At 54.0% G+C, this 24,278-nt stretch carries 21 protein-coding genes; 10 read left to right on the top strand and 11 right to left on the bottom strand.

Features of this window, described 5'->3' with window-relative positions; all coding sequences use genetic code 11:
* Window positions 1-47 precede the first annotated feature (47 nt).
* The 3 genes from ACAW75_RS16445 to ACAW75_RS16435 all read right to left on the bottom strand — a co-directional run bounded on the left by ACAW75_RS16445 (window position 48) and on the right by ACAW75_RS16435 (window position 2,650).
* Window positions 48-254, bottom strand: coding sequence for an RpnC/YadD family protein (locus ACAW75_RS16445; protein ID WP_370729832.1), 207 nt, complete (start codon window positions 252-254; stop codon window positions 48-50).
* A gap of 96 nt (window positions 255-350) precedes the next feature.
* Complete coding sequence (locus tag ACAW75_RS16440) at window positions 351-989, bottom strand: Rpn family recombination-promoting nuclease/putative transposase (protein ID WP_370729831.1); 639 nt, start codon at window positions 987-989, stop codon at window positions 351-353.
* Window positions 989-2,650 carry an amidohydrolase gene (locus ACAW75_RS16435; RefSeq protein ID WP_370729830.1) on the bottom strand — a complete coding sequence of 554 codons (1,662 nt, stop codon included), beginning with the start codon at window positions 2,648-2,650 and terminating at the stop codon, window positions 989-991. Before ACAW75_RS16435 ends, ACAW75_RS16440 begins: the two co-directional genes overlap by 1 nt.
* Before the next feature lie 506 nt (window positions 2,651-3,156).
* Between ACAW75_RS16435 and ACAW75_RS16430 the strand changes: the two genes are divergently transcribed.
* Window positions 3,157-4,548 (top strand): TolC family protein, encoded by a 1,392-nt coding sequence (locus tag ACAW75_RS16430; protein WP_370729829.1) that lies wholly within the window; start codon window positions 3,157-3,159, stop codon window positions 4,546-4,548.
* Between the two features lie 82 nt (window positions 4,549-4,630).
* Here the strand turns inward: ACAW75_RS16430 and ACAW75_RS16425 are convergent, their stop codons facing one another.
* Window positions 4,631-5,692 (bottom strand): DNA topoisomerase IB, encoded by a 1,062-nt coding sequence (locus tag ACAW75_RS16425; protein WP_370729828.1) that lies wholly within the window; start codon window positions 5,690-5,692, stop codon window positions 4,631-4,633.
* 257 nt (window positions 5,693-5,949) lie between these two features.
* Between ACAW75_RS16425 and ACAW75_RS16420 the strand changes: the two genes are divergently transcribed.
* Together ACAW75_RS16420 and ACAW75_RS16415 are read left to right on the top strand one after the other, a co-directional pair.
* Entirely contained in the window at window positions 5,950-7,650 is a 1,701-nt protein-coding gene (locus tag ACAW75_RS16420) for a sodium:solute symporter family transporter (RefSeq protein WP_370729827.1), read from the top strand.
* Window positions 7,651-7,785: 135 nt separating this feature from the next.
* Window positions 7,786-8,721 (top strand): homoserine kinase, encoded by a 936-nt coding sequence (locus ACAW75_RS16415; RefSeq protein ID WP_370729826.1) that lies wholly within the window; start codon window positions 7,786-7,788, stop codon window positions 8,719-8,721.
* 89 nt (window positions 8,722-8,810) lie between these two features.
* Here ACAW75_RS16415 and ACAW75_RS16410 read toward each other — a convergent pair whose 3' ends face one another.
* A complete protein-coding gene (locus tag ACAW75_RS16410) occupies window positions 8,811-9,839 on the bottom strand; it encodes a phytanoyl-CoA dioxygenase family protein (RefSeq protein ID WP_370729825.1) in 1,029 nt (342 codons plus the stop codon).
* Between the two features lie 131 nt (window positions 9,840-9,970).
* Complete coding sequence (locus tag ACAW75_RS16405) at window positions 9,971-11,647, bottom strand: hypothetical protein (RefSeq protein ID WP_370729824.1); 1,677 nt, start codon at window positions 11,645-11,647, stop codon at window positions 9,971-9,973.
* Window positions 11,648-11,869: 222 nt separating this feature from the next.
* Between ACAW75_RS16405 and ACAW75_RS16400 the strand changes: the two genes are divergently transcribed.
* From ACAW75_RS16400 to ACAW75_RS16390, 3 genes are read left to right on the top strand one after another with little or no spacing between them, the layout of a single operon-like run.
* The gene (locus ACAW75_RS16400) at window positions 11,870-13,042 is read left to right on the top strand and encodes an acyl-CoA dehydrogenase family protein (protein WP_370729823.1); all 1,173 of its coding nucleotides are present in this window, start codon (window positions 11,870-11,872) and stop codon (window positions 13,040-13,042) included.
* Window positions 13,043-13,048: 6 nt separating this feature from the next.
* The gene (locus ACAW75_RS16395) at window positions 13,049-13,819 is read left to right on the top strand and encodes a PIG-L deacetylase family protein (RefSeq protein ID WP_370729822.1); all 771 of its coding nucleotides are present in this window, start codon (window positions 13,049-13,051) and stop codon (window positions 13,817-13,819) included.
* Window positions 13,816-14,409 (top strand): class I SAM-dependent DNA methyltransferase, encoded by a 594-nt coding sequence (locus ACAW75_RS16390; RefSeq protein ID WP_370729821.1) that lies wholly within the window; start codon window positions 13,816-13,818, stop codon window positions 14,407-14,409. Before ACAW75_RS16395 ends, ACAW75_RS16390 begins: the two co-directional genes overlap by 4 nt.
* A 14-nt stretch (window positions 14,410-14,423) precedes the next feature.
* On the opposite strand, the gene ACAW75_RS16385 is transcribed toward ACAW75_RS16390, so the two are convergent.
* From ACAW75_RS16385 to ACAW75_RS16375, 3 genes are all read right to left on the bottom strand, one after another.
* Window positions 14,424-15,587 carry a glycosyltransferase gene (locus ACAW75_RS16385; protein WP_370729820.1) on the bottom strand — a complete coding sequence of 388 codons (1,164 nt, stop codon included), beginning with the start codon at window positions 15,585-15,587 and terminating at the stop codon, window positions 14,424-14,426.
* A gap of 163 nt (window positions 15,588-15,750) precedes the next feature.
* Complete coding sequence (locus ACAW75_RS16380; RefSeq protein WP_370729819.1) at window positions 15,751-18,615, bottom strand: outer membrane beta-barrel protein; 2,865 nt, start codon at window positions 18,613-18,615, stop codon at window positions 15,751-15,753.
* 85 nt (window positions 18,616-18,700) lie between these two features.
* Entirely contained in the window at window positions 18,701-19,585 is an 885-nt protein-coding gene (locus ACAW75_RS16375) for a GLPGLI family protein (RefSeq protein WP_370729818.1), read from the bottom strand.
* 174 nt (window positions 19,586-19,759) lie between these two features.
* Here ACAW75_RS16375 and ACAW75_RS16370 point away from each other — a divergent pair, with 174 nt between their 5' ends.
* The 4 genes from ACAW75_RS16370 to ACAW75_RS16355 all read left to right on the top strand — a co-directional run bounded on the left by ACAW75_RS16370 (window position 19,760) and on the right by ACAW75_RS16355 (window position 23,405).
* On the top strand, window positions 19,760-20,554 hold the full coding sequence (locus ACAW75_RS16370) for a helical backbone metal receptor (RefSeq protein ID WP_370729817.1): 795 nt from the start codon (window positions 19,760-19,762) through the stop codon (window positions 20,552-20,554).
* Between the two features lie 98 nt (window positions 20,555-20,652).
* Window positions 20,653-21,723 carry a hypothetical protein gene (locus ACAW75_RS16365; protein ID WP_370729816.1) on the top strand — a complete coding sequence of 357 codons (1,071 nt, stop codon included), beginning with the start codon at window positions 20,653-20,655 and terminating at the stop codon, window positions 21,721-21,723.
* 152 nt (window positions 21,724-21,875) lie between these two features.
* Window positions 21,876-23,048, top strand: coding sequence for an ATP-binding protein (locus tag ACAW75_RS16360; protein ID WP_370729815.1), 1,173 nt, complete (start codon window positions 21,876-21,878; stop codon window positions 23,046-23,048).
* A gap of 90 nt (window positions 23,049-23,138) precedes the next feature.
* Window positions 23,139-23,405 carry a PDDEXK family nuclease gene (locus ACAW75_RS16355; RefSeq protein ID WP_370729814.1) on the top strand — a complete coding sequence of 89 codons (267 nt, stop codon included), beginning with the start codon at window positions 23,139-23,141 and terminating at the stop codon, window positions 23,403-23,405.
* 189 nt (window positions 23,406-23,594) lie between these two features.
* Here ACAW75_RS16355 and ACAW75_RS16350 read toward each other — a convergent pair whose 3' ends face one another.
* Together ACAW75_RS16350 and ACAW75_RS16345 are read right to left on the bottom strand one after the other, a co-directional pair.
* Entirely contained in the window at window positions 23,595-23,858 is a 264-nt protein-coding gene (locus ACAW75_RS16350; protein WP_370729813.1) for an energy transducer TonB, read from the bottom strand.
* 137 nt (window positions 23,859-23,995) lie between these two features.
* A complete protein-coding gene (locus ACAW75_RS16345) occupies window positions 23,996-24,271 on the bottom strand; it encodes a hypothetical protein (RefSeq protein ID WP_370729812.1) in 276 nt (91 codons plus the stop codon).
* Window positions 24,272-24,278: the final 7 nt, after the last annotated feature.

Below are 24,278 nucleotides of genomic sequence, written 5' to 3'. Positions count from 1 at the left end.
CAGCTTGGCCGTGAGCCAACCTTCACTGATTCGGCTGCTTGGCGCGGTTAGTTGTCAGTCTCGTTGATCTTCGTTTCGAGCACTTGAACTTGGGCAACTGGAAGTTCAAGCGCTGCGGCAATCGTAGCAACGCTCATGTGTAGATTCAGCATAGCCTTCACCGCTTTTAAAAGCCCCTGCTCTCTGCCCTGTTCCAGCCCTTGTTCCAGGCCCTTCTCCAATCCTTCCTGAATGAGTTGTTCGTAAAGCGACATACTGTAGTTGTTTGCCTGTTTGGAAACGTCTTGAAAGATAATGACAACCTCCGCTTTTGTCAAGGAGGTTACCCACGTTAAATAGATAAGCGAGGTTCAAAAAAAACGTTCACCCCGTTCATCAGACAGTAACCGGTTTATTCCGTCGGCGATAGAGTGAAGCGATCTTTCCAGTAAACGCCTTTGTCGACTGTTCTGCAATAATACGCCGGTTAAACGAGCATAATCTGTTTGGAAGCTGGGCAGCCTGTTCAGAATCGTTGACAGGTCTATCAACACATAATCAAAGCTGGGTACGTAGGGCGAAACCGCATCTGGCAGTTGCTCAAAATAAGACCGGATCTCGCGCTTTTTCCAGCGCCGCCTGCCATGATAAACCACAACCGGGATAATGGGCAGCAACGGCTTTTTCTCCGAAAGCTGCGCATCCCACACAGTCAGGACATATCGATTCAGCTGGAAATGAATGTAGGGTTCGGTATAGCTTTTGTGCTCAAGCAGAACCGCAATTCGCACTGGCTGATCGGTCAGGCGAGCGGTAAAAACCAGATCAGCAAAATGCTCGCTAAGGGTTTCGTCTGTGTACGTATCGAACTCCCGTTCCAGTGAAGAAAAGTCGAGCTGGTTGCGAAGTGTTTCAGGGAGATACACATTCAGGAAGTCGGCCAGGATGTCTGTTTGAGCGAACGTTTCTTTAAAATAACGGTCGTGCGGGTTGTCGGTATGGTGGGACATTACTTTTTGGCGTTGTACAGGCGCTCGCCACCAACCCAGGTCTGGGATACTTTTACGTCTCTCAGTTTTTCATTAGGAGCTTTCATGATATCGCTGTCAAGGATGACAAAATCGGCCTGTTTGCCGGCGGCGATGCTACCCCGCAGGCTGTCTTCAAAGCAGGCGTAGGCGGCCCAGCGCGTCATAGCCAGCAGCGCTTCCTTGCGCGAAACGGCATTTTCGGGCTGGTAACCGCCTTTGGGGTAGTTCTTGGCGTCTTGCCGGGCTACGGCCGAATGAAAGCCAAATAGTGGATTGACATATTCGACGGGGAAATCGCTGCCGAAGGTGATATAGCCGTTCTGCTTCATTAAGTCTTTGAACGCATAGGCCCCTTTTACCCGCACCGGTCCCAATCGCTCACCGGCCCAGTACATATCGGAGGTCGCGTGGGTAGGCTGTACCGATGGAATAATAGAATATCGACCAAACAACTGGACGTCTTCGGGCGAGACTACTTGCGCGTGCTCGATCCGCCAGCGGCGGTCGTTCTTTGTTTTCAGGTACGTTCCATACAGGTTTAGCATCAGATGATTCGCTGAGTCGCCGATGCAGTGCGTGTTAGCCTGGAAACCGCTGTTCGCAATCAGTTTCGTTACGCGGTCCAGTTCAGCAGGGCTTAAGAGCAGAAAACCGCTGGTCTCGGGGCGGTCAGAATAAGGTTTTCGTAAGCAGGCCCCGCGCGAACCTAACGCCCCGTCGGCATACAGTTTGAACGACCTTACCGTCAAGCGATCGGTTTGGTAGGGGCCATGTTTCAGGTAATACTCCAGGTTCGCTTCGCCCAAGCTGATCATGGCGTAATCGCGGATTTTAAGCTTTTTCTCATGGTGCAGCTTAGCCACCAGGTCAATATCGGTGCGGTTCAGGCCAGCGTCTGAAACTGTGGTCAGGCCCAGTTCAAGGCATACTTTTTCAGCAGCCTGCAACATCTTGGTCTTGGCCGCTTCATCGGGTTGCGGAATCACCCGCCGGACCACCTGCATGGCGTTATCCACCAGCACACCGGTTGGCTGTGAACCCGCCAGCACCACTTCGCCGCCCGGCATGGCCGTTGAGCCAGTAACCCGAGCGAGTTTGAGTGCTTTATCATTCACCAGTAATGCATGGCCATCAATGCGGGTCAAGGCTACGGGAATGTTTGGAAACGCATCGTTCAGCCGTTTATTGGTCGGAAAACCGCGTACGGGTGAATCACTTGCTGGCCAGTCGTTCTGATCCCAGCCGCGGCCAATGATCCAGAGCACATCCGGGTGGTTGGCGTGGTAGGCCTTCAAGCGTGTGATCACCTCCTGGTACGAGGTGGCGCCCACAAGGTCGGCCTGGCTGAGCATCTGGCCGAGACCCAGAAAATGGGCGTGCGGATCGTAGAAACCCGGGTAAACGGGCTGTCCGTGCAAATCGATGAGGCTGTCGGAGCGGTAATCGTTCAGGATGGTTTCGGAGGTGCCGGTGGCCACGAAGTTGCCTTTATCAACAGCAAAGGCCTGAGCCACGGTGAACGATGAATCAGCCGTGTAGACAGTGGCGTTTGTGAAGATAAAGTCGACCGAACGGCGGCCAGAACAGGCGGCCAACAGCATGGAAGCGAACAGGAACAGGCAGATAGAGGGGCTACGCATGGGGAGTTTGATGACAGATTGAACAAACTTACCAGATTCAGGTACGTTAGCCAACTCGCCACCTAACGAAGGACCGGACTTAACGTCTGTAGACAATTGAGCTGTTTGCATTAGCCACCTCGCCGCCCAGGCGCACCATGACCTCGCTGCCTCGTCGCACCATCACCTAGGCGACGAGGCAGCGAGCCGTACAGGGACATCGTTGCCTAGTCGCATCGTCGCGTAGCGACCTAATGGCTGTAGCTCTCTTGGCTTCCCATCAGTATTCCGTCGCGTAGCGACCTAACAATTCAGCGTGTGATCAGGTCGCTACGCGACTAGGCGACTAGGCGACTATGCAGCTAGGCGATGGTGTGCCTGTGCGACGGGGCAGCTAACGCAAACAGCTTCTTAGAACAGCGGTAGACAATGCTTTTTGCTCTACTTTTATCGTTCTATTTAGCTATCTGTCAATTAATAGGCCACGTAGCCTGATTACCACTTCTCAATTTAACCAGTATCGTTCGATGCGCCTCTTACTCGCTCTCTTCTTTTCACTCGTCATTACCGTTTCCATTGCCCAGCAGCAGCCGTTTCAAAACCCTGTACAACGGGCGCTGCGAAATGCCTACATAACGCAACAGGGTGAACAATTGCTGCTGGCCGATGCCATTGCCGCAGCGCTGGCAAACAACTACCAGATAAAAGGCCTGCAAACCCAGGAGCAAATAGCCCGGAACGAACGGATTCCGGCCAACGCGGGCTTCTATCCGCTGATTACGGGTAACGTAAGCACCAACGGTAGCAAGCAGAGCGTCAACCAGACGTTTGTTGATAACATCCGCCCGCCGCAGACGCTGAACGGCATTTTCAACCGAACAACCACGGCGGGGGTAAACCTGAACTGGACGGTGTTCAATGGGCTGGCCAATTTTGCCACTTACGAGCGCTTTGGCGAGCTGGTGCGCATTAGTGAAGTAAACACCCGGGCCAGCGTTGAACAGACGATCGCCAACGTAGCCACGGCCTATTACGATGTGGTTCGGCAGCTACAGCAATTGCTCTCGTTCCGGCAGGCGCTCGATATTTCCCGCGACCGGCTTGAGCTGGCCAAGGCAAACTACGAAGTAGGGACACGCTCGAAAGTAGATTACCTGACGGCACAGGTCGACTATAACGCAGATAGCGTGACACTGCTGACGCAGGAGCAGAGCCTGCGGTCGGCTAAGGTGTTACTGAACACCCTGATCGTTCGTGACCCGCTGACCGATTTTGCCGTTCGGGATACCATCCTGGTGAACCCAACCGTAAGCATCGACCAGATCCGCCAGCAGATGGCGAGCAACAACCCCCTGCTGGTCGCGGCTGCGCTGAATCGGCGTGTGGCCGATATTGGGATCCGACTGGCACGGGCTCAACGCCAGCCAACGCTCAACCTGCAAACGGGCTATAACTTCACGTTTATTGATAACGAAGGGGGCTTCGGTGTGGCGCAGGGCCGCAACCGTGGATTGACCTACGGGGTCACGGCTGCCGTTCCAATCTTCAACGGGGGGAATCTCCGCCGCCTCGAAGCCAATGCCCGTGCTAATGCGCTGGCCGCTGAATACCAGCAGGCAGATCAGAAAGTGGCGCTTGAACAGGCTGTAGCCCAAACGTTTACGCAGTATCAGAATAGTCTGGCGTTGTTGAATGTAGAAGTGCAGAACTACAAAATTGCCCTTGAAAACATCGATATCGCCTACGATCGCTACCGGGTGGGCAATTCAACGCCCGTTGAGTTTCGGGATGTTCAGCGCAGTTCAGTAACTGCCCAGGCCCGGCTATTCGACGCCGAGTTCAACGCCAAAGCCGCCGAGATCGAACTCCTCCGACTAAGCAGTACCATCAGTCAGGTTTTCCTGGGAACGAAACAGTAGTAGCGGTTGGCAGTGGCTGTTTGCCGGCTGAGGTGCCTGCATGCTTGCATGTGGCTTGCCAACGGCCACTGCCTGCTGTCAACTACGTTTTCACCTGGTCGTGCAGGAAGGCTAGCAGGAGCTTTTCCACGCCGTCGAGGCCGTGGGGGCTGGTTTGGCGGAAACGGTTGCGTTTCTCGATGTATGGGTTCAGATCCTGGCATTCGTAGGCTTCCAGAATCTGCGGGTGAACGTAATGTTTCCGGCAAACGGTGCGCGTGTTGCCCAGGCGGTGTGCTACTTCATCAAGCACCGTATTGACGTTCTTTTTGGCATCTTTTTCGGTTTCGCAGGGTTCCAGGTCAACCAGCAGGCGCAGGGCGTTGGTAGTGCCCGCCCAGGTTCGGAAATCCTTGGCCGAAAACTCGTCGCCCATCGTTTCCTGTAGGTATGTGTTCACCATGCCCGAGTCGATACCGTGGCGATTACCGTCTTCGTCAATGTACTGGAACAGCTCTTTTCCGGGAAGCTCGCGGCAGGCTTTCACCAGTTTGGCAAGTCGTTTATCGTGCAGCGTAATGTCGTGGTAAATGCCTTTTTTGCCTTTAAAGCTGAAACGTACCTCACTATCGTTGGCTTTCACGTGCCGGTTTTTAAGCGTCGTCAGTCCATACGAACCGTACTCTTTTTCATACGCCGCGTTGCCCACCCGGATCAGCGTCTGTTCCATCACGCTCAGGGCAATGGCAATCACCTTGTCGTGGTCTAGCTGTCGGCGGTTCAGATCCTTGTGAATCCGCTCACGAAGCAGCGGCAATTTCTCGCCAAAGGCAACCATCCGGTAAAACTTCGTTTCGCTCCGAATGGCATTCCAGTTGGCGTGATACCGGTATTGCTTGCGACCTTTGGCGTCGATGCCCGTGGCTTGTAAATGCCCGTTTGGTTTAGGGCAGATCCAGACGTTTTGGTAGGCGGGTGGCAGGGCCATCTTTCGGATACGTTCCAGCGTAGCTTCGTCGTCGATGACTGTCCCGGTAGTGTCGAGGAACTCATAGTGATCGCCCTTAACCCGGCGAGTAAGTCCCGGCATGGTATCGCTGACGTAGACCAGTTTAGCCGCTTTAGCCACTTTGGTCGGATCTTGTGCTAATTCAAGAAGATTCATAACGTTTTTTAGAGATGGCCAATAGGGCCACTAGCCTTAACCCGGAATAGCCAGGTTGGGTTTATCAGTGGCCTTCCAGCCATCGATTAGGCATCTATTTACCCGACAACAGGGGTAAAATAGGTGTAGCGCGTCTTTGATTGACAGAATAGTACACAAAGGAGCATATAACTAGCAGAAGTTATACCGCCTATTCACTTATTTTTGACCCTACTTGTTCTACTTTTAATGCTATAAACGCCCGAATTTCCTTTTCCATGAATCAACTCGTTACAACGGATTACATTGTTTTTCTCCTCTACTTCGTCGGCGTATCGGCCTATGGGTATTGGATATACAAACAAAAGAAGACCCACGCACTCGATACAAAAGACTTTTTCCTGGCCGAAGGGTCGCTGACCTGGTGGGCCATTGGGGCATCGCTGATCGCCTCCAACATCTCGGCCGAGCAGTTTATCGGTATGTCGGGGAGCGGTTATACGCTGGGGGTGGCTATTGCGGCTTATGAATGGCTGGCTGCCATTGCGCTGATTATTGTGGCGGTCTGGTTCATTCCCATCTACCTGAAGAATCATATCTTCACGATGCCGCAGTTCCTCAGCACGCGCTATAACGAAACAGTGAGTCTGATCATGGCCGTTTTCTGGCTATTTCTGTACGTATTCGTTAACCTGACGTCTATTCTGTTCCTTGGCGCTCTGGCCCTGTCGAATCTGGTGGGCACTGATCTATTCCACCCCATCATTATCGCGCTGAGCATATTCGCGATCATCATTACACTGGGGGGGATGAAAGTAATTGGCTTCACCGACGTAATTCAGGTGCTGGTGCTGATCGTTGGCGGGCTGGTAACCACGTACCTGGCGCTGGATAAAGTATCAGAAGTGCTGGGCGTAGGGAGCGGCGCCATCGATGGGTTCAGTGCTATGATCGCCAATGCGGATGATCACTTCCACATGATCTTCGAGAAGCCCGGCCCTAACACCTCGCAGGCCGACGTGAACAAATACCTCACGCTGCCGGGTATCAGTATGTACCTGGCTGGTCAGTGGATTGTGAACCTGAACTACTGGGGCTGTAACCAGTACATTACCCAACGGGCGCTTGGTGCCGACCTGAAGACGGCCCGTACGGGTATCCTGTTCGCCGCTATTCTGAAAATATTTATGCCGCTGGTCGTTATGGTACCGGGTATTGCGGCCTACGTCATCTATAAAAACGGTGGCCTGCAGGCAGAGATGACAACCAACGGAAAAGTGATGGCCGATAACGCCTACTCGGCGGTGTTGACCTTCCTGCCAAGCGGCCTGAAAGGCCTGTCGGTTGCTGCGTTGACCGCCGCCATTGTGGCGTCGCTGGCTGGTAAAGCCAACTCGATCTCGACCATCTTCACGCTCGATATTTACCATAAGTACGTGGATAAGGTAGCCACAGAGAAGAAGCTCGTCTGGATTGGCCGGTTAACGATCGTGGCGGCTATGGTGATCTCTATTGCCCTGGCCTGGGGCGATGCGCTCGGTATTGGTGGCGAAGGTGGTTTCACGTTCATTCAGAAATATACCGGGTACGTTAGTCCCGGCATTTTTGCCCTGTTCATTCTGGGTTTCTTCTGGAAACGCACCACCGGTACGGCGGCCATTGTAGGGGTGTTGCTCGGCTTTGCCCTGGCTGTACTGTTCAACAACTACGCGCCAAGCCTGTTTGGTAACGAAACCATCCTGTACACGGCCTTTCTCAACAGCGATTCAGGCAACATGGAAATTCCATTCCTGATCTGTATGGGCTGGTCGTTTGTGTTCACGGTGCTGGCCATGGTGCTCATTAGCCTGGCTGGTCCGAAGGTGAACCCAAAAGCATTCGAGATCGATGCAACGATGTTCAAGCTAAACCCAACCAGCATTCTGCTGATCGTGATCATCTTCATGCTGTTGTCAGTACTATACATCCGGTTCTGGTAAGAGACCTGTCGTAAGTCAATAAGTCGTAAGTCGCGTTGTTGCTCACTCTTTTTTGATGCGACGGCGCGACTTACGACTTATTGACTTACCTCTTACGACTACTTGTTTAACTTGCGGCCTCAATTGCCTCATTCCGTGAACGAAATACGTGTATTTGCTCCCGCTACTGTTGCCAACGTGGCCTGTGGCTTCGATATCTTTGGGTTTGCCGTCGATCAGCCCGGCGACGAAGTGCTTCTTCGCTTATCAGACGAACCTGGTGTTCGTATCCTCGATATTATTGGTGACGACGGCCGGCTCCCGCGCGAAGCGGCCCGCAACACCGCTGGCATTGCCATTCAGGTGTTTTTGAAAAAAATTGGCCGTACCGACGTGGGCTTCGAGATGGTGCTCACCAAGCATATGCCCTTGGGTAGCGGACTGGGTTCCAGCGCGGCCAGTGCCGTAGCCGGTGTTTTTGCTGCTAATGAACTGCTGGGGCGCCCGTTGCCAACCATTGAGTTGCTTCCGTTTGCTATGGAAGGAGAGCGTGTGGCCTGTGGCTCGGCCCATGCCGACAACGTAGGGCCGTCGCTGCTGGGTGGTTTTGTGGTGGTGCGTAGCTACGCACCGCTCGATGTGATCAAGATTGAAACGCCCGCCAGCCTCTTTGCCACACTGGTGCATCCCGATGTGGAAGTGAACACAAAAGATGCCCGCTTCATCCTGAAAAATGAAGTGTCGCTAAAAAACGCGATTATCCAGATGGGGAACGTGGCGGGGCTGATTGCGGGTCTGACCAAGCCCGATTATGACCTGATTGGCCGCTCCATGGTCGACGTGATCATTGAGCCGGTGCGCTCGATTCTGATTCCTGAATTCAACGAGGTTAAACAAGCCGCACTCGATAATGGGGCACTGGGCTGCAGTATTTCGGGTTCTGGTCCGTCGATGTTCGCGCTGAGTCGTGATGTTGAGACGGCCCAACGCGTTGGGCAGGCCATGCAGCAGGCGTTTCTTTCGGTGGGCATCACTGGCGAAGTGTATGTGTCGGCTATCAATACGGTTGGTCCCAGGATCTTAGCGAATTAGCCGTCGTAGCATGGCCACCAAAAAACGGAGTCGTTAAGCAGTTGGTATATTGCTCAACGACTCCGTTTTTTGGCGATAACGTACCTGACTTACATGGTTTCGCCGGCACGGAAGATGTCTTCCTGGTCGGGGAGCGATGGGTTCAGGAAGACATCAGCGCCATTGAGCGAGTAGCGTTGTGGCTCATCTGCCGATCGGAGCCGGTGGTGCTTGTAGGCGCTGACAGACGAGTAATGACACACATACGATTTACGGGTCATGTCGGCATTACGGATCGGATCACCACCGTGCGCCAGCGACGCGTGCCAAAGCAGTACGTCCCCTTTTTTGATCAAGAGTGTTTGGCGCTCCATACCGGCCTCCTGACAAACTTTATCGAGGTACCGGGCAAAATCATCGGGATTGTAGGTCGACTCACCGTTGAAGAAAATGCCATTACCGAAATCAAATTTCTTGATTTTGTGCGAACCAGGGTAATAGTATAACGGACCCGCATCGAACTGCACATCTTCCAGCGCAATCCAGGCGGCGGCCAGGTGACTCGGAATTTCAGACACCACATAGGCAAAGTCCTGGTGGGTAGCCTGCTGACTACCGAACTTGAACAGAAGGCTCTGCATGGCCACCACACGCTCACCAAAAACGGCTTCCAGGAACGTGACGATATTGCGGTGCAGCATGATCTTCTTGCCTATGATCGACGAGTTGTGGAAGTCCATGAACTTGATGTACTTGCCACCCAACACTGATTTTGGTAACGCCCGCGCCTCCTGCACTGGTGCCGCCTGATACTCGGGCAGGTCGACCCGGATATTGACCTTGTATTGTTCGTTATGCTCAATTAATTCTTCGGTTTCGCGCCAGAGCTGATCGGCCCATTCGGGTGCAATTGCTTTTTCGAGGATAACAAACCCGTTTTTTTGCCAAAAATGAAGTTTTTCGGCCATGTCATACGATAGGCCCTGGTGGTCGCCGGCAAACTTTTTGGCGAAACCGTCGATATCTGCACCAGGCCGGTCAATCCAGGGAAGCGTTTTGGGGTCAAACTCACGAACGACTTTAGGAGCAGGCTGAATGGCCTTTTTGATAATCGATTTTAGACTGGATGTAATGCTCATGCTGCGAAAAGGATTGATTAGCGTTGTTCTGATTCGGAACGGCCTGGTTTGATACGCTGAATGGAACCAAAAATAACGGGTATGAAGGCTTTAACAACAAACAGATTTATTTTATCATACACGATCGTCGGTCAGTATACCGAACGGATAGCCAGTGATGGCCCCACCCCCAGCAACTGATACGAACCATCGACGAAACGGAGTATCCGAACCTGGTAATCGCCTGGCTGTAACCGACCAGAAAGAAAGGATAGCGTGCTACCGCGCCTGAATGGGCCTCTGGCGGCCATAAAATCGCGGATGCTTCCTTTACTCGGCGCAGCCGGAAACAGGTAGGTATGCCGGTCGGCACCCTGCAGCGCAATGAATGTGCCTTTATCGGTGCCATCACTCAGGTGGAAGGCGAGGGTCTGGTTATCAATCGTTATGTAACAGGGATGGTCGCCCAGAAACGCATTGCGAACAAGATCGTCCTGGTAGCTGCTGATCATCAACGAGTCGGTTGAGGAGCCGGTCGACCAGGCTGTTGGCGGGGGCAGGCTGTTGGGAAACCGATAGATAGCCTGGCGATGAACGCTCGTGAGCAGACTGTCGGTATACTGCCGGAGGTAGGGGATGGGCAGTGTGCTACCGTTATTCAGAAAGTTGAATGCATCGGTTTGCCGTTGCTGAAAACCCACCACAATGCGCGGCAGACAGGCGTGCAAAGCGCCAACGTTCATCAGCATAGCCAGTAGGGTGGTACCCAGGGCCCAGCCTGTTTTTAAGCGCGGTGTAGTGATGGCCAGCCCCAGCAGGTACACTAGGCTCAGCATCAGGTGCGCATATAATTTATACCGGTCGCGCAGCAGTTCGTCGGGCAGGCGGTGTATGGCCAGCAGCAGGGCCGTTGCCACGATAAACAGCCCGAAAGCCAGCCATTCAGGCATGATAGGGACCCGTCGGAGCCGTTGGCCCAGCGCACCAATACTGGTGGTCCATAAAAAAAGCGCTGCTGCCATCGTCAATGTCAGTAAAAGGCCACCAGCCAGTGGTAAAGTGGTGCTGGTCTGATTGGTAAACGCGCTGCCAAGGGCTAAACAGAGGTTCGGCAACCAGCTCAGGAAGGGTGTACGCTCGTGAGCCACAGACGATAGCCCCAGCATGACAAACAGCACCAGCGCTGTGCTGCCAAGCCAGATCCACAGCGTTTGGTCGCGACGGCGCTGGCTGATGAGCAGTAAGGTGCCGATGAGAAAAGCCAATAGGCCATTTCCGCTGGTCAGCGTGGCGGCGATACTGAGTAGCAAAGGCCAGCCGATTGGCGCCCGGCGGTGTAGCTGATGTAAGGCTTCCTGCACGAACCAGATCACCGTGAAATTTTGCAGGGCTGCCATGCCCCAGAACATGTTCTCGTGCGACTGGAGGCTGAAAATCCAGAACGGGATGGGCAAAAAATACCAGATGGGTAGGCTCAACTGCCGAAAGCCGCGCCATAGTTGCCAGCCGATACCTGCCAGCGACAGGTTACCCAGCCAGATCAGCAGTTCGATGTTGAGCTGGCCGGTCAGGTAGAACGTCGCCAGGCTCACCAACCGGTCGTAGATGATCCGGTGCGTGTTATGCAGGGCGATCAGGTCCGTGAACCGGTCGGCCCACGATACCGCCGGGTCCTGCCAGTGGGCTACGAAAATCAACAGGGCATAATCATCGTTGAAAACAACATTGGCGGCGTAGCGAAGCAGCGCCCATAGCCAGATGGCAACTGGTAAGGCAATGAGGAGACCGGCGTACGAGGAAAAGCGGGCTGAACGGATGTGAGTAGCCAACGACAACAGGCGGAGTAGACTAGTGTGGCCGCAAAGATAGCTCTTTAGCCTACTCTCCAGACTGACCCGGCTCATACCGCTAACCGGATACAATGGCAAGCGGGTCTGGGTACGTTGCCAAACGCACAGCAATAGCATTACCAGCCCAATCCTGTTTGCCGCTAAATCTTTTTTTCAGCAGACAAGGCCAAATTACTGTTGCATGATGATACGGCCTATGCTATGCTGACGCACGAACAACCTACATTTACACACTGGCAAGATCATCCTGACGCCTTCCCCAGGCTACTTCAAGCTATTGCTGATTTAGCCCCTACTACTGACGAAGAAGGCCAATTTCCGGAGCAGGCCTTTCTGGAGCTGGGCAACGCGGGCCTGCTGGCCGTTACCCTGCCCGATCAGCCACTCGATAGCAGGGGCCGTAATACGCCTGCTTTACTCGGCCTGCTCAAACGCATTGGCGCCGCTAACCTGGCCGTTGGGCGGGTATACGAAGGGCATATCAATGCGTTGCTGCTCGTGCAGGTGTATGGCACGCCAGACCAGCAACAGCGCTGGTATACCGATGTGCTGCACCGGCAAACGTTATTCAGTGTCTGGAACACGCAAGCTCACAACGGAGTACGCATTCATTCGTTGGGCGGAGGACGCTACGAGCTGGAAGGCAGTAAAACATTCTGTTCTGGCGCTGGCTGGATCGACCGGCCGCTCATTACGGGCGAGCTGATGGAGAACGGGCAGGCACGAGGTTGGCAAATGTGTGTGCTCCCCACCGCCGCCGTTGATGAAACCGTGGTCAATAATCAGTTCTGGCAGCCGCTGGGCATGCGGGCCTCGGCCAGCTTTAGCATGGATTTCACGGGCCTTATCATCACCGACAAGGATCTACTGGGTAAACCTGGCGACTATTTCCGGCAACCTTATTTCAGCGGTGGCGCTATTCGGTTTGCCGCCGTTCAGCTAGGCGGGGCCGAAGCTATGCTCGATGCCACGCGGGAGCTACTCCGCTCGATGGGGCGCACCGACGATCCGTTTCAGAAATCACGGCTGGCCGAGATGGCCATTCAGATCGAAACCGGCAACCTCTGGCTGGCACAGGCCGGGGCCCACAACGATGACTGGGGAATTGACATAGCGAACCGGGCTGATCTGGTGCAGAAAATGGTGGCCTACGCAAACATGACCCGTGCGGCGATCGAAACCATCTGCCTGGATGTGATGCGGCTGGCCGAACGGTCGGTAGGAGCCAGGGGGCTGTTAAAGCCGTTGCCCTTCGAGCGCCTTCACCGTGACCTGACCATGTATTTGCGCCAACCCGCTCCCGACGCTACGCTGACTGAGATCGGTCAGTACGTCGGGCAACAACAAACGCCTGTCCATACCCTCTGGACTTGATGAACCATGACGCAGAAAGAGGCAGATAAGGTGCCGGCAAGCCTGGCCAACGTGCTGCGCAGTAGCCCGGTCTCAATGGACGCTCACTCACTGGGCCGCACGCTGGTACTGGCCCCGCACCCCGATGATGAATCGCTCGGTTGTGGCGGTACAGTGGCGTTGCTCCGGCAGGCTGGTTTTTCCGTGCATGTCGTGTTTATCAGCGATGGTACTCTGTCGCACCCTAACTCGGCAACGTACCCAGCTGCCCGCCTGCGCGACCTGCGTGAGTCAGAAGCCCTGGATGCGCTGGTTGAGCTGGGCATGACCGAACAGCAGGCTACGTTTATGCGCCTGCCCGACCGGAACGTACCCACGAGGGGAAGCGCTGGTTTCGATGAAGCCGTTGATGAGATCGTGTCTATACTGACGTCGTTTGGCCCCACAACGGTGCTAGTGCCTTTTGAGCGTGACCCGCACCCCGACCATCGGGCCACTTACCAGCTTTTGCAGGGGGCAATGGCCCGATTGACTGCCCCTCCGCGTGTGCTGGAATACCTGATCTGGCTCTGGGAACTGGGCCAACTGGAGGATTTGCCGCAACCCCATGAACGACTGGCTGTTCGGGTTGACATTAGTTCGGTCGTGGACCAGAAGAAGCGGGCTATTGACGCCCACCAGTCGCAGGTAACGCGGATGATCGACGACGATCCATCGGCCTTCTACCTGTCGCCCGAGTTATTACGCCATTTCGATACACCCTACGAACTCTTTCTAGAAACCCCTTTATCTGCATGAATCCGCCTAAAAATACGCTGACGCCCCATTATTTTGATGAGGTATACGGGGTTAATGAAGACCCCTGGCAATTTACGACCAGCCCTTATGAACGGGATAAATACGCGGCTACTATGGCAACCCTGCCGAAACAGATGTATGAGTCGGGCTTCGAAATTGGCTGCTCGATTGGCGTACTGACCCATCAGCTGGCCACCCGCTGCCGCCAGCTACTCGCGGTCGACGTGAGTGAGGTTGCCTTGCGGCAGGCCCGGCAACGGCTGGCGGGAGACCCACAGGTTCGTATCGAAAACAGGATGATTCCCGCCGATTTCCCCGATGAATCCTTCGATCTGATTCTGGTTTCGGAAGTAGGCTATTACTGGTCGATGGATGACCTTCGAAAAACCCGGCAACTCCTGTTCGACCACCTGGCCCCTGGCGGTCAGCTACTCCTGGTGCACTGGACACCTTACGTTCACGATTACCCGCTGACGGGTGACCAGGTGCACGACGCGTTTATGGAAAAAGCAGGTGAAGGGCAGCCGCTCCGGCATTTGCACGGCCAGCGTGAAGAAAAGTACCGCCTCGATCTGTTTGAAAAAGCATAGGGAACGACCAGGCCCTAGCCCTCATCCCTCAGCCAGGTACGTAACCAACTGATGGCTTCGGTGATTGGAACAGCAGCGGAATCATCGGTTTGTAGCGTCGTTGAAAACTGCGCATCGACAGCTTCCCAATACTGGCCGAAATAAGTGCACATAGCGAGCTGGCTTATCAGCCAGCCGGTAGCCGTACCCAACTGGCGAGCCAGGGGCGCAAGCCTGGTTAAGCTGCCGGGCTGGGTACGTTGCTTCCAGGCCTGCCGAAGGTCACGCCGGAGCCGGAAACGATTAAGCGAAATCTGCGGATTTTCAACTAACTGACAGCAGCCCGATAACTGCTGACTGGCCCACTGCTGCAACTGCCACGACAGGCCCACCTCAACGCGCCCCTGTAAGCGGGCTGAGGTATAGACCCGGACCGCCGGGCTCTTGCGGATACGCGCATCAATGCGATGGAGTGCTTTTACGAAGGCATCATCTTCAAGGTAACGCACAACAGGCAACCGTCCTGCCCGCAGGTAGGCCTGGCAGGTAACGGCCAGGCTAGCGCCAAAATGCTGAAAATGCCGCGGCCACGGGTCATGAGGGCACGGATCGATGGTCGACTCGGCCTGAGCCAGCAGGTGCCGGTAGGTAGCGTCGCGGAGGTGGGGGAGGCGGGCCGGGCCGCGTTCCGGGTACGTTAGAATACGACCGCCAACGGCATCGTTTCCGGCGTCTATCTCCCGTAGAATATGACTGATCCAGTGAGGGTCTACCAGCGTGTCGCCATCCGTTGAAGCAATGACCCCCTGCGGATGCCCGGTCTCCTGAAGCCGTCGGCAGGCTTCGTCCATCAACAGGCGGCGCACGGTGCCGATATGGGCCGATTCGGGCGATAGCGTAATATCCGTGACGCATAGCGCAAATGACGGATGTTGCTGCTGGTAGCGACGTACCTGGTCGTATGAATGGTCGGTGCAGTTATTGGTCAAAACAAGCACCTCATAGAGTGTATGAGTAAGGCGTTGACCCGCCAGCGTAAACTGGTTACGGAGTGCGTCGAGGGTTGGTATAATTCCATCGGCTTCGTTGCGGACCGGAACCACTACCGATACCCGCCTGGACGATGTTGGCGGACAACTTGTGAACAATAAGGAGGTAGCTGGTAACTGGCCCGATAAAGTCGGTAGCGTAACAGACATAGTCAGCGTAACGCCGGCTGGTTGAGTGGCAGCCGAACAATACAAACTGAACCGGCAGAGCAGGCTAATGTTGTAAAGCCTGATTCTATGACCTTGTCAGGGGGGATCTGGCTGGCGCACAGGCAGGCCCACACATCAGCCAGATTCCCCAGGCAAACTCATGCTATGGTGTAGCGCGCATGGCAGCGAAGTAGCGGATCGAGTAGCTGAAGGTGAGCATGAAGTAACGACGAAGCACCAGGCTCTGTGTATCTTCGATATACGTTTCGCTGGTTGTCCGGGTAATACTACGGTTCTGGTTCAGCAGGTCATAGCCCGAAATACGCCATTCACCCTGCTTCTGCTTGAACAGGAACTGACCGATGCTGGCATTGAGTAACACAAACTGCTGGTTATAGCCCGCCGCCCGGCCTGTGTTGCCATTGTAGTAAAGATCTGTCTGCACAAAAAACCGGTTGCCGAACCGATGGAACGCCCGTAGGTTCGCCGTATTAGTTAGGTAACGGGTGTTCTGCTGGGGCTGAATCGAGTAGGTGGCAATCGAGTAGGTAACATTGCCCGACAGGTTCAGATCCGTTTTTTCGTTGATGTTCGTATTCAGGCTGAGCCCCTGCCCGATGTTCATATTGACCGATGTGTTCGACTGACCGTTCACCAGGCTCACACCTCGTGAGCCGTTCAGGCTGCTGGTCCAGTTGACGTTGATCTTCTGCTCACCCCAGTTCATCGGTTTGCCAAAGCTGGTAAACGCAAAGACCGAGTAATACCCATCTGTGTTGATGGGTTGAGACACCTGAGCCCCCGCAGGAGTAATTGTGGTGGCGTTGACAATGCGGTTGTAGGTGCTGGTCAGGCCAACCGACGCCACGAAGTTCTTGAACGTGGTCTGATCGAAGGTGCGGTAGTTCAGATTCAGCGTGTGCGTATACTCGGGCCGCAGGTTCGGATTACCCGACCGGATATTCAGCGGGTTACTGTTGTCGATGATGGGCTGCAACTGCGTGACCGAGGGAGCGTTTACCCGCGTGCGGTAGTCGGCTGTGAAGGTACGGCCACGAGCGATGGTGTACTGAAAACGCGCATTAGGAAGAACGTTCTGGAACATCTTGGCCACCGTCGTATCGCGCGAGAGGTTGTCTGATTTCAGACTGGCGTTCTGAAAATCGAAACCCAGCGTATACTGGTATTTGAGCCGCCGATACTGGTAGGACGTACCCACCCGATTCGTGATAAACGTATTGTTGAACTTGTTGGTCAGCAATACATTCAGGCGGTCATACTGACCGGTTTCTGGGTTTAAATCATTCGTCCGCTTATCCGACTCGTTGTTCGACAGGCTCAGGTTATACCGGAACTCGAGGGTTTTGGCCAGTGAAAGCGGCTCGGTATACGACAGGGTCAGGTTGTTGGTCAGCGCATTGGTGAGCTGGCGGGCCTGCTGGTTTATCGAAGTTGAGAAGGGGTTCGTAGTGCCGCCTACTAACGTACTGCTTCCCCCGCCCGTCAGTGTACTGCTGCCTGCTCCGGTGCTGGTTGACCGGAAAAACTGGTTCTGCGACTGGTTGAGGCTGTTGGTCGTGTTATCGTTGACGGTCGTGATCAGGTTGGCCGAGAAGGTACGTCCCCGCCGTTTGAACTTGTGCATCCAGAGCAACGTGTTACTCCCCGACAAACTCTTGCCGTCACTGTTATACAGACTGAGGCTGGTGTTCAATGGCTGTCCGGCCCCGTCTGTTGTGCGTGAATCGCTATTGGTGTTGCTGTTACTAAGCGAATACGTGAAATTCGGAATCACCCGGATCGAGTTCGCCGAATCGAGGCGGTAGTTGAGCTGCACGTTGAACCGGTGCGAGTTGGTGAGGGCCATGCTGCCGTTCGTGCGGTCGGTGAAGTTCTGGGTACGTTCGCCACCCGCGGTTGTGGCCGGTAACGACGTTTCACGGCGGCTCGCCTGCTGGTTCAGCACGTTGGTCTGGTTGAAGAAGTAGCTGCTGCTGATGTCGATCTTCGTTCCCAGGGCGTCGGAGAAGTTAAGTCCCGCTGCGCCCGCCCGGGTAATCCCCGTTGGACCAGCCAGGCCGCTGCCCTGCGTTTGACCGGTGCCGGTAGTTGCGCGGCCACCTCCAGCGTTACCGCCTCCACCGCCACCGTTACTCAGCCCTTCGCCAGTAAACCCCTGTTGGTTAATGTTATTCAGCTGGCCAATGGCCGAGAGCTGCTGACCATTGTTGAAGCGGTTTACGCTGATGCGACCCTGGTAGCGGTCGTCGGTGCCGTAGCCAACAGATTGCTGACCGAATACACCCCGCCGCCGGTCGCGTTTGGTGACCAGGTTGATGGTGCGGTCGCGCTCGCCATCATCGACGCCCGAAAACTGCGACTGGTCCGACTGGCGGTCAAACACTTCTACCCGCTCAATCATATCGGCGGGCAGGTTGCGGGTCGCCATTTTGGGGTCATTGCCAAAAAACGGTTTACCATCCACCAGGATCCGCCGGACGTCCTGTCCCTGCGCTTTCACATTTCCGTCGCGATCTACTTCCATGCCCGGCATTTTCTTGAGCAAATCTTCAGCCTGTGCGTTGGGTTGCGTCTTGAACGACGATGCATTGAAAGCCACCGTATCGCCACGTACGCTCACCGGCGGTCGTTCCTGAACAATGACCACTTCCCCCAGATTCTGTGCCTGTGGCTGAACCAGAATGGTGCCCAGCACCACCTCCGGTTTGTCGGGAGTGATTGTGACCTGAAACGTCTTCGTCCTGTACCCAACAAAGGAAATCAGCAGTCGATAGGCCCCCGGCGTGATACCAGTTAGCGTGAAATCGCCTTCGCCACCTGTCGACTGTAGCTGTACAAAGGATGAGTCACGAGCGTTGAGGAGTGATACGTTGGCTTCCAGCAGGGCTTTCTGCGACGTCGAATCAATGACTAGTCCTTTGATCACACCAATCTTGGCGGTAGAAGCACGCTGAGCCAGCAGACTGCCAGAGATCAGGAAAAAGACAAGTAGTAAATAGTTGCGCATGGAGCAGACGAAGTGAGTTGGTGAAGTAGACTGAGCAGCCTGGGTACGTTGCCATTTGCAGGCAACGTACCCAGGCTGCTAACCGTTAGTTCCGCTGCTGGAACTGCATGCCGCTCTGCTGCCGGAACGTAGCCATGGCTTTCCGACGGATTTCATTAAGTTCTTCTCTGGTAGCCGGTTTGGCTGCTGGATTTGGTTTCAGGCTGGCTTCGTCGACCGTTCCGGCGGCCACTTTTGTAGCCCGGTACATCAGGTCGTCGCTTTCGATCATCAGTACCACGCCTTTGTCGGGGGTGAGGTTAGGCGTGGGTGAAAACGTGTAGGGAAGTTCGGTCGTGAACCAGACGGTACAGGGCTGATCTTTAAGGGTGCAGGTGGCCCGCTGGCAGGTATAGCCTAAAAACTTCTTGGTCTTGTTCGATACCTCCCAGTCGGCAGGGCGGGTGGCCGGTTGTTCAGTTCGGTAGTAGTCTTTGTGGGTCGAATCGACGGTAACGGTCGTGATGGTAAACGCTTTGCCCGTCGACATATCCGTGAATTGGGTGTCCTCTACCGGGAAACGCATACTCCGAAACCGATCCATCTGACGCCGCTGTTCGGCCGTTGGGCCCTGCTGACCGCCCCCTCCGCCATTGCCATCTCCGCCGCCGGGTCCACCTGGGCCGCCGCCCTGGAAGCGCATCTGCATCATGTTGCGCCGGTCCACTGGCTCGCGCATAGCCCACTGCCCGGCAAAGCGGTAGTTTTCAACGCTTTCCATCGTTTCGGGTGGGTTAAACGTACTGCCGTTCGGCAATGTACCCCCCGGCCTGACCTCCTGCCCGTTGATGTTGACCCGCATATTCGACAGGTCGGTGCGGCGCATGGTTTCGTACGAAATCGTGCCCGACGTGGGGGCACTGGTTTGGGCCGAAGCTGCCCCTGTCAGAAGCAGACCAATGGCCAGTACAGCGATGTGATGTAATTTCATACCGTAAAGTAGTGCAATTGTCAGGAACGTTGCACGGCGATTTGGCAAATTGCCCGTCTTCTGCCGATGAGTCGTGTGTATGTGTAGACAACCGGACAGGCAGGTGCCCATCAAACTTTGGGCGGTCCGTCTGCCGGTCAGCGAATAGCCAGATTATCAATCCAATTACCGTTTATGTTCCCCACTGCTACGGAGTCTGCCCTACGTATCGTTTCGATTGTACCCTCCCAGACTGAATTACTATTTGATCTTGGCTTGGCCGCTGAAATTGTAGGTATTACCAACTACTGCGTACATCCAGCTGATAAAGTAATCGGTAAACCGAAAGTTGGCGGCACCAAAAACGTACAGCTCAGCCGGGTAGCCGACCTGCAACCAACGCTGATCTTGGCCAACTATGAAGAAAATACAGAAGCCGATGTGGTGGCATTGCGGGCGATTGCGCCCGTTCACATCACCGACGTAAAAACCCTGCCCGATGCCCTCACTATGATCGGCGACATGGGCGAACTGGTGGGTCGGCAAGCGGAAGCTGATGGGCTGGTTCGGCAGATTGGCGCGTCTTTTGCAGCGATCCGTCCTGTAATGGAATCAGGCGACTTGTCGGTCGCATACCTGATCTGGCGAAAACCGTATATGGTTGCCGCCCGTGATACGTTCATCGACGCTATGCTGACTGAGGCAGGTTTTCGCAATGCCTTTGGTGATCAGGCCAGCCCAAGCTGGCCGAGTCCACGGTGGGTACGTTACCCGGTTGTTACGGAGACGGATTTGAAAGCGGCAAAGCCGGACCTGGTTTTTCTGTCGTCGGAGCCATATCCGTTCAGCCAGAAGCACATAGCCGACATACAGGGATGTTGTCCGGGGGCTCAGGTATGTTTGGTCGATGGCGAATTGTTTAGCTGGTATGGCAGTCGGCTCCGGCAGTCGGCTCCGGCAGTCGGCTGCTTACTTCGCCCAACTGCGTAGCCGCCTGATCAAGGGAGCGTGATCCGTTACGAAAAATAGTAAGCACTTTAGCTAGTTGATCTACAGAATAAATCGGTAGACGTTCGTAATTTTCCCCCATGATGAAATTAGCATTACCCGTACTTGTGTTTTCAGCCCTATGGCTGGGGCAGGGGTGCCAGTCAAAAGCCGGTAAAGAACAGACCGGTGCTGACAGCACGGCCACAACCACCACCGATTCTGCTCCTGCCGATTCGACCACCACATCACCCGCTTCGGTAGCGCCCAGCGATTCGGCCAGTACCGATACGACTGCCGCCGCTGGCAAAGAATTATCTCCGCTCGATTCGCTGGGTCTGATTGGCCCGAAAATCACCGGCGCTATCCTGCCCGGCAAGCGTATCCTGGCCTACTACGGCAATCCGCACTCGAAAAAAATGGGTGTGCTGGGCGAATACCCCAAAGATGAAATGCTCCGTATGCTCGACAAGCAGGCTATTCCCTGGGTAGAGCAGGACTCAGCCAAAACGCCGATCCAGAAAGCGCTACACCTGGTGGCTATTTCAGCGCAGGGAGCACCGGGCAAAAACGGCCACTACAGCATGCGGATGTCGGATAAAACCATCCGGAAAGTCATTCGCTGGGCCGCTGAACATAACTCCATCTGCTTCCTCGATATTCAGGTTGGCCACGCACCGCTAGGCCCCGAAATGGAATTTCTGAAACCCTACCTCGAACTGCCTTACGTTCACCTGGGTATCGACCCTGAATTTGCGCTGCGTACAAGTGGGGCCAGACCCGGCTCAAAAATCGGTACGTATGACGCCGCCGATATTAACGAGGCGACACAGTTTCTGAGCAAAATTGTTCGGGACAAAAAATTGCCGCCCAAAGTGCTGGTCGTTCACCGCTTCACCCGCCGTATGGTGACCAACTACAAGAACATCAAGCTCGATCCGAACGTACAGATCGTGATGAACATGGACGGCTGGGGACCACCATCACTGAAACGTGATACCTACCACGACTATATTCAGACGGAACCCGTTCAGTATACCGGTTTCAAACTGTTTTACCACAACGACATGAAGAAAGTCGATCTGCGGTCGAAACACAAAGTGCCCCACCTGATGGAGCCATCAGAAGTGTTGTCGCTCAACCCTAAGCCATTGTACATCCAATATCAATAAGCCAAACTGAGTAAAACAGGGCCGGTCTGGGTACGTGACAACTTATTATCACGTACCCAGACCGGCTTCGTTATGCAGGTACGTTCCTGAATTTGATAAATAGTGGTATATTTATCCTTGAAAATTCTATAGTCAACTTATAATTTTCAAGGATGATTGACAGGCATATCAGCCATCGGTTGCTGGAAGACCTAGCTTATTTTCCCGCAGTAGGGCTTATTGGCCCGCGCCAGGTTGGTAAAACGACCTTAGCAAAACAGATTGGTAGTCAGCTTAGTAAGCCAGTAGTATACCTCGATCTGGAACTTGATTCTGACCAACGGCGACTGGCTGATGCAGAAACATTCCTGAAGCCATACGCTGGTCATTGCGTCATACTTGATGAAGTACAGCGAATGCCGCAGCTATTCACGCTATTGCGTGCCTTGATCGACCAGCAACGTGAGCCTGCCCGTTTTCTGTTGCTGGGCTCGGCTTCGCCCGAACTGGTACGGGAAACGTCGGAAAGTTTGGCGGGACGTATCAGTTACCTTGAACTGATGCCTTTCTCATGGCCAGAGGTGAAAGATCGAAGCACATTACAGGAGCATTGGCTCAAAGGAGGGTTCCCGGATGCCTTTCTTGCTCCCCGGTTGCCGCTTACGTTTCGCTGGCTGAACAATTTCATTCAAACCTATATTGAGCGAGACCTACGCTTGCTGGGCTATGAGCTGTCGGGACGGGTACTGACCAATTTGCTGCAAATGTTGGCGCATGTCAACGGGAATATTCTGAACGTCAGTGATCTGTCCCGCTCGTTGGGCGTTACTCAGCCAACGGTAAATCGCTACCTCGATTTGCTGGTTGGTAGCTTCGTCGTTGATCGATTAACGCCTTATTCGATCAACATAAGCAAACGCCTGGTGAAAGCGCCCAAATTGTATATCCGGGATTCTGGCGTATTGCATCAGCTATCGCAGACCACCACCTACGACGTCTTATTGGGGCACCCCATCGCAGGAGCATCCTGGGAGGGGTATGTCATTGAGCAGATTAGGCGGGTAGTAGGTACTGATTGGTCGTTCTATTACTACCGCACACATGCCGGGGCCGAAATCGACTTATTGCTCATCACGCCCGACGGTAAAAAGGTGGCCATAGAGATCAAACTTTCCAACGCGCCCACCGTATCGAAGGGATTCTACAGTAGTCTCGACGACATAAAACCTGATCATGCGTTCGTCGTTATTCCCGATGGCGACAGCTATCCCAAAGACAACGACCTGTGGGTATGCAACCTTACTGATCTGTTGATTGATCAGCTTCCTCACCTTTACAGCGAGTAATATCTGTTGGGTTGTACGGTTTCCATAATCCTGTCCATTTCCTATCTTTAGTAAAACTCGTATTACGCTAGGGAAACGCCTGTTATCGACTTGATAGAAGAGTTTAAGTCCGAAGACATCAGGTCTGTAAACCATTCCAAACTGATTGGTCGTGTCTGTAGTACACTTGATCGCTACGACGCTGAGTATGATGTACTCCCCGAACTGGAATTGGAGTTACCAACCGGTAAATGCAAACCCGACGTGGCTATCTATGCTAAAATTGGCAATGACTGGTTCAACGATATCATTTATTACACCCAACCACCTCTGATTGCCGTTGAAGTGCTTTCCCCAAACAGGGTTTATCAGACCTGACAGACAAAGCATTCAAGGTCTATTTTCCGGCTGGTGTAAAAGCAGTTTGGCTCATTGTACCTATGCTTCATCTCGTTCAAATTCTGTTGGCCGATGGCACGCAGCTAGCGTACCCAAACGGCTTGTTGCATGACCCAATTTTAGGATTGGAAGTAGACGTAGACCGGCTGATGCGGTGAGTTGACAACACTACTCTGGTTCAAGGTTTATGGGTAGGTGGTAACGCACACTAACGGGCTTGCCTTTATGAAAGCCTGGCTTCCAGCGAGGCATTTTTTCGATGACTGAGACTAGATAGCGTTTCATAGCCGCTCTATCTCTGCCCTGTATCCGTACAATGTCAATGTCGCGTACATACCCTGTTCGGCTTACAGTGAAACCGATGAAAAGCTTTCCTACGTATTCATAGGGTCGGTCAGGCAAGCGTAGATGTTTACCCAACCAGGCGTACATGGCCGCTTGCCCACCAGGAAATTCAGGGGACCTTTACACGACTGTATATACCTGGTCCGGTACCCGCTTACGATTACCCTGACCAGATGCGCTCAGAGAAAACCATAGACTCAGGAAAACTAGTCGTAGCATATCAGTTATTCTGAGATTTGTTTAAGCCGCTCGGTGATTTTGTCATCAGACAGTGAGGCAACCTCTGATTTGTCGTATAAAGCCAGAAGGTAGATCTTTTGTGCGACTACACGGACAGTAGTAATAACACGTCCACCTCCGGCTTTTCCAGTTCGCTTACTTTTAATCAACAAGCGTATTTTGTAACAGTCTTCGCCAAGTGAATCGCCTTGAGTAGGTTGTAGCAGCAACGACTCAGCTAACCTCTGTAAATCAGTTTTTAAAGAAGGATATTTTTTCAACAATCGT

This window comes from Fibrella arboris (assembly GCF_041321095.1).
Lineage (GTDB): Bacteria > Bacteroidota > Bacteroidia > Cytophagales > Spirosomataceae > Fibrella > Fibrella arboris.
The sequence above is the reverse complement of the archived record's forward strand: the minus strand, read 5'-3'. Positions and strand labels throughout refer to the sequence as shown.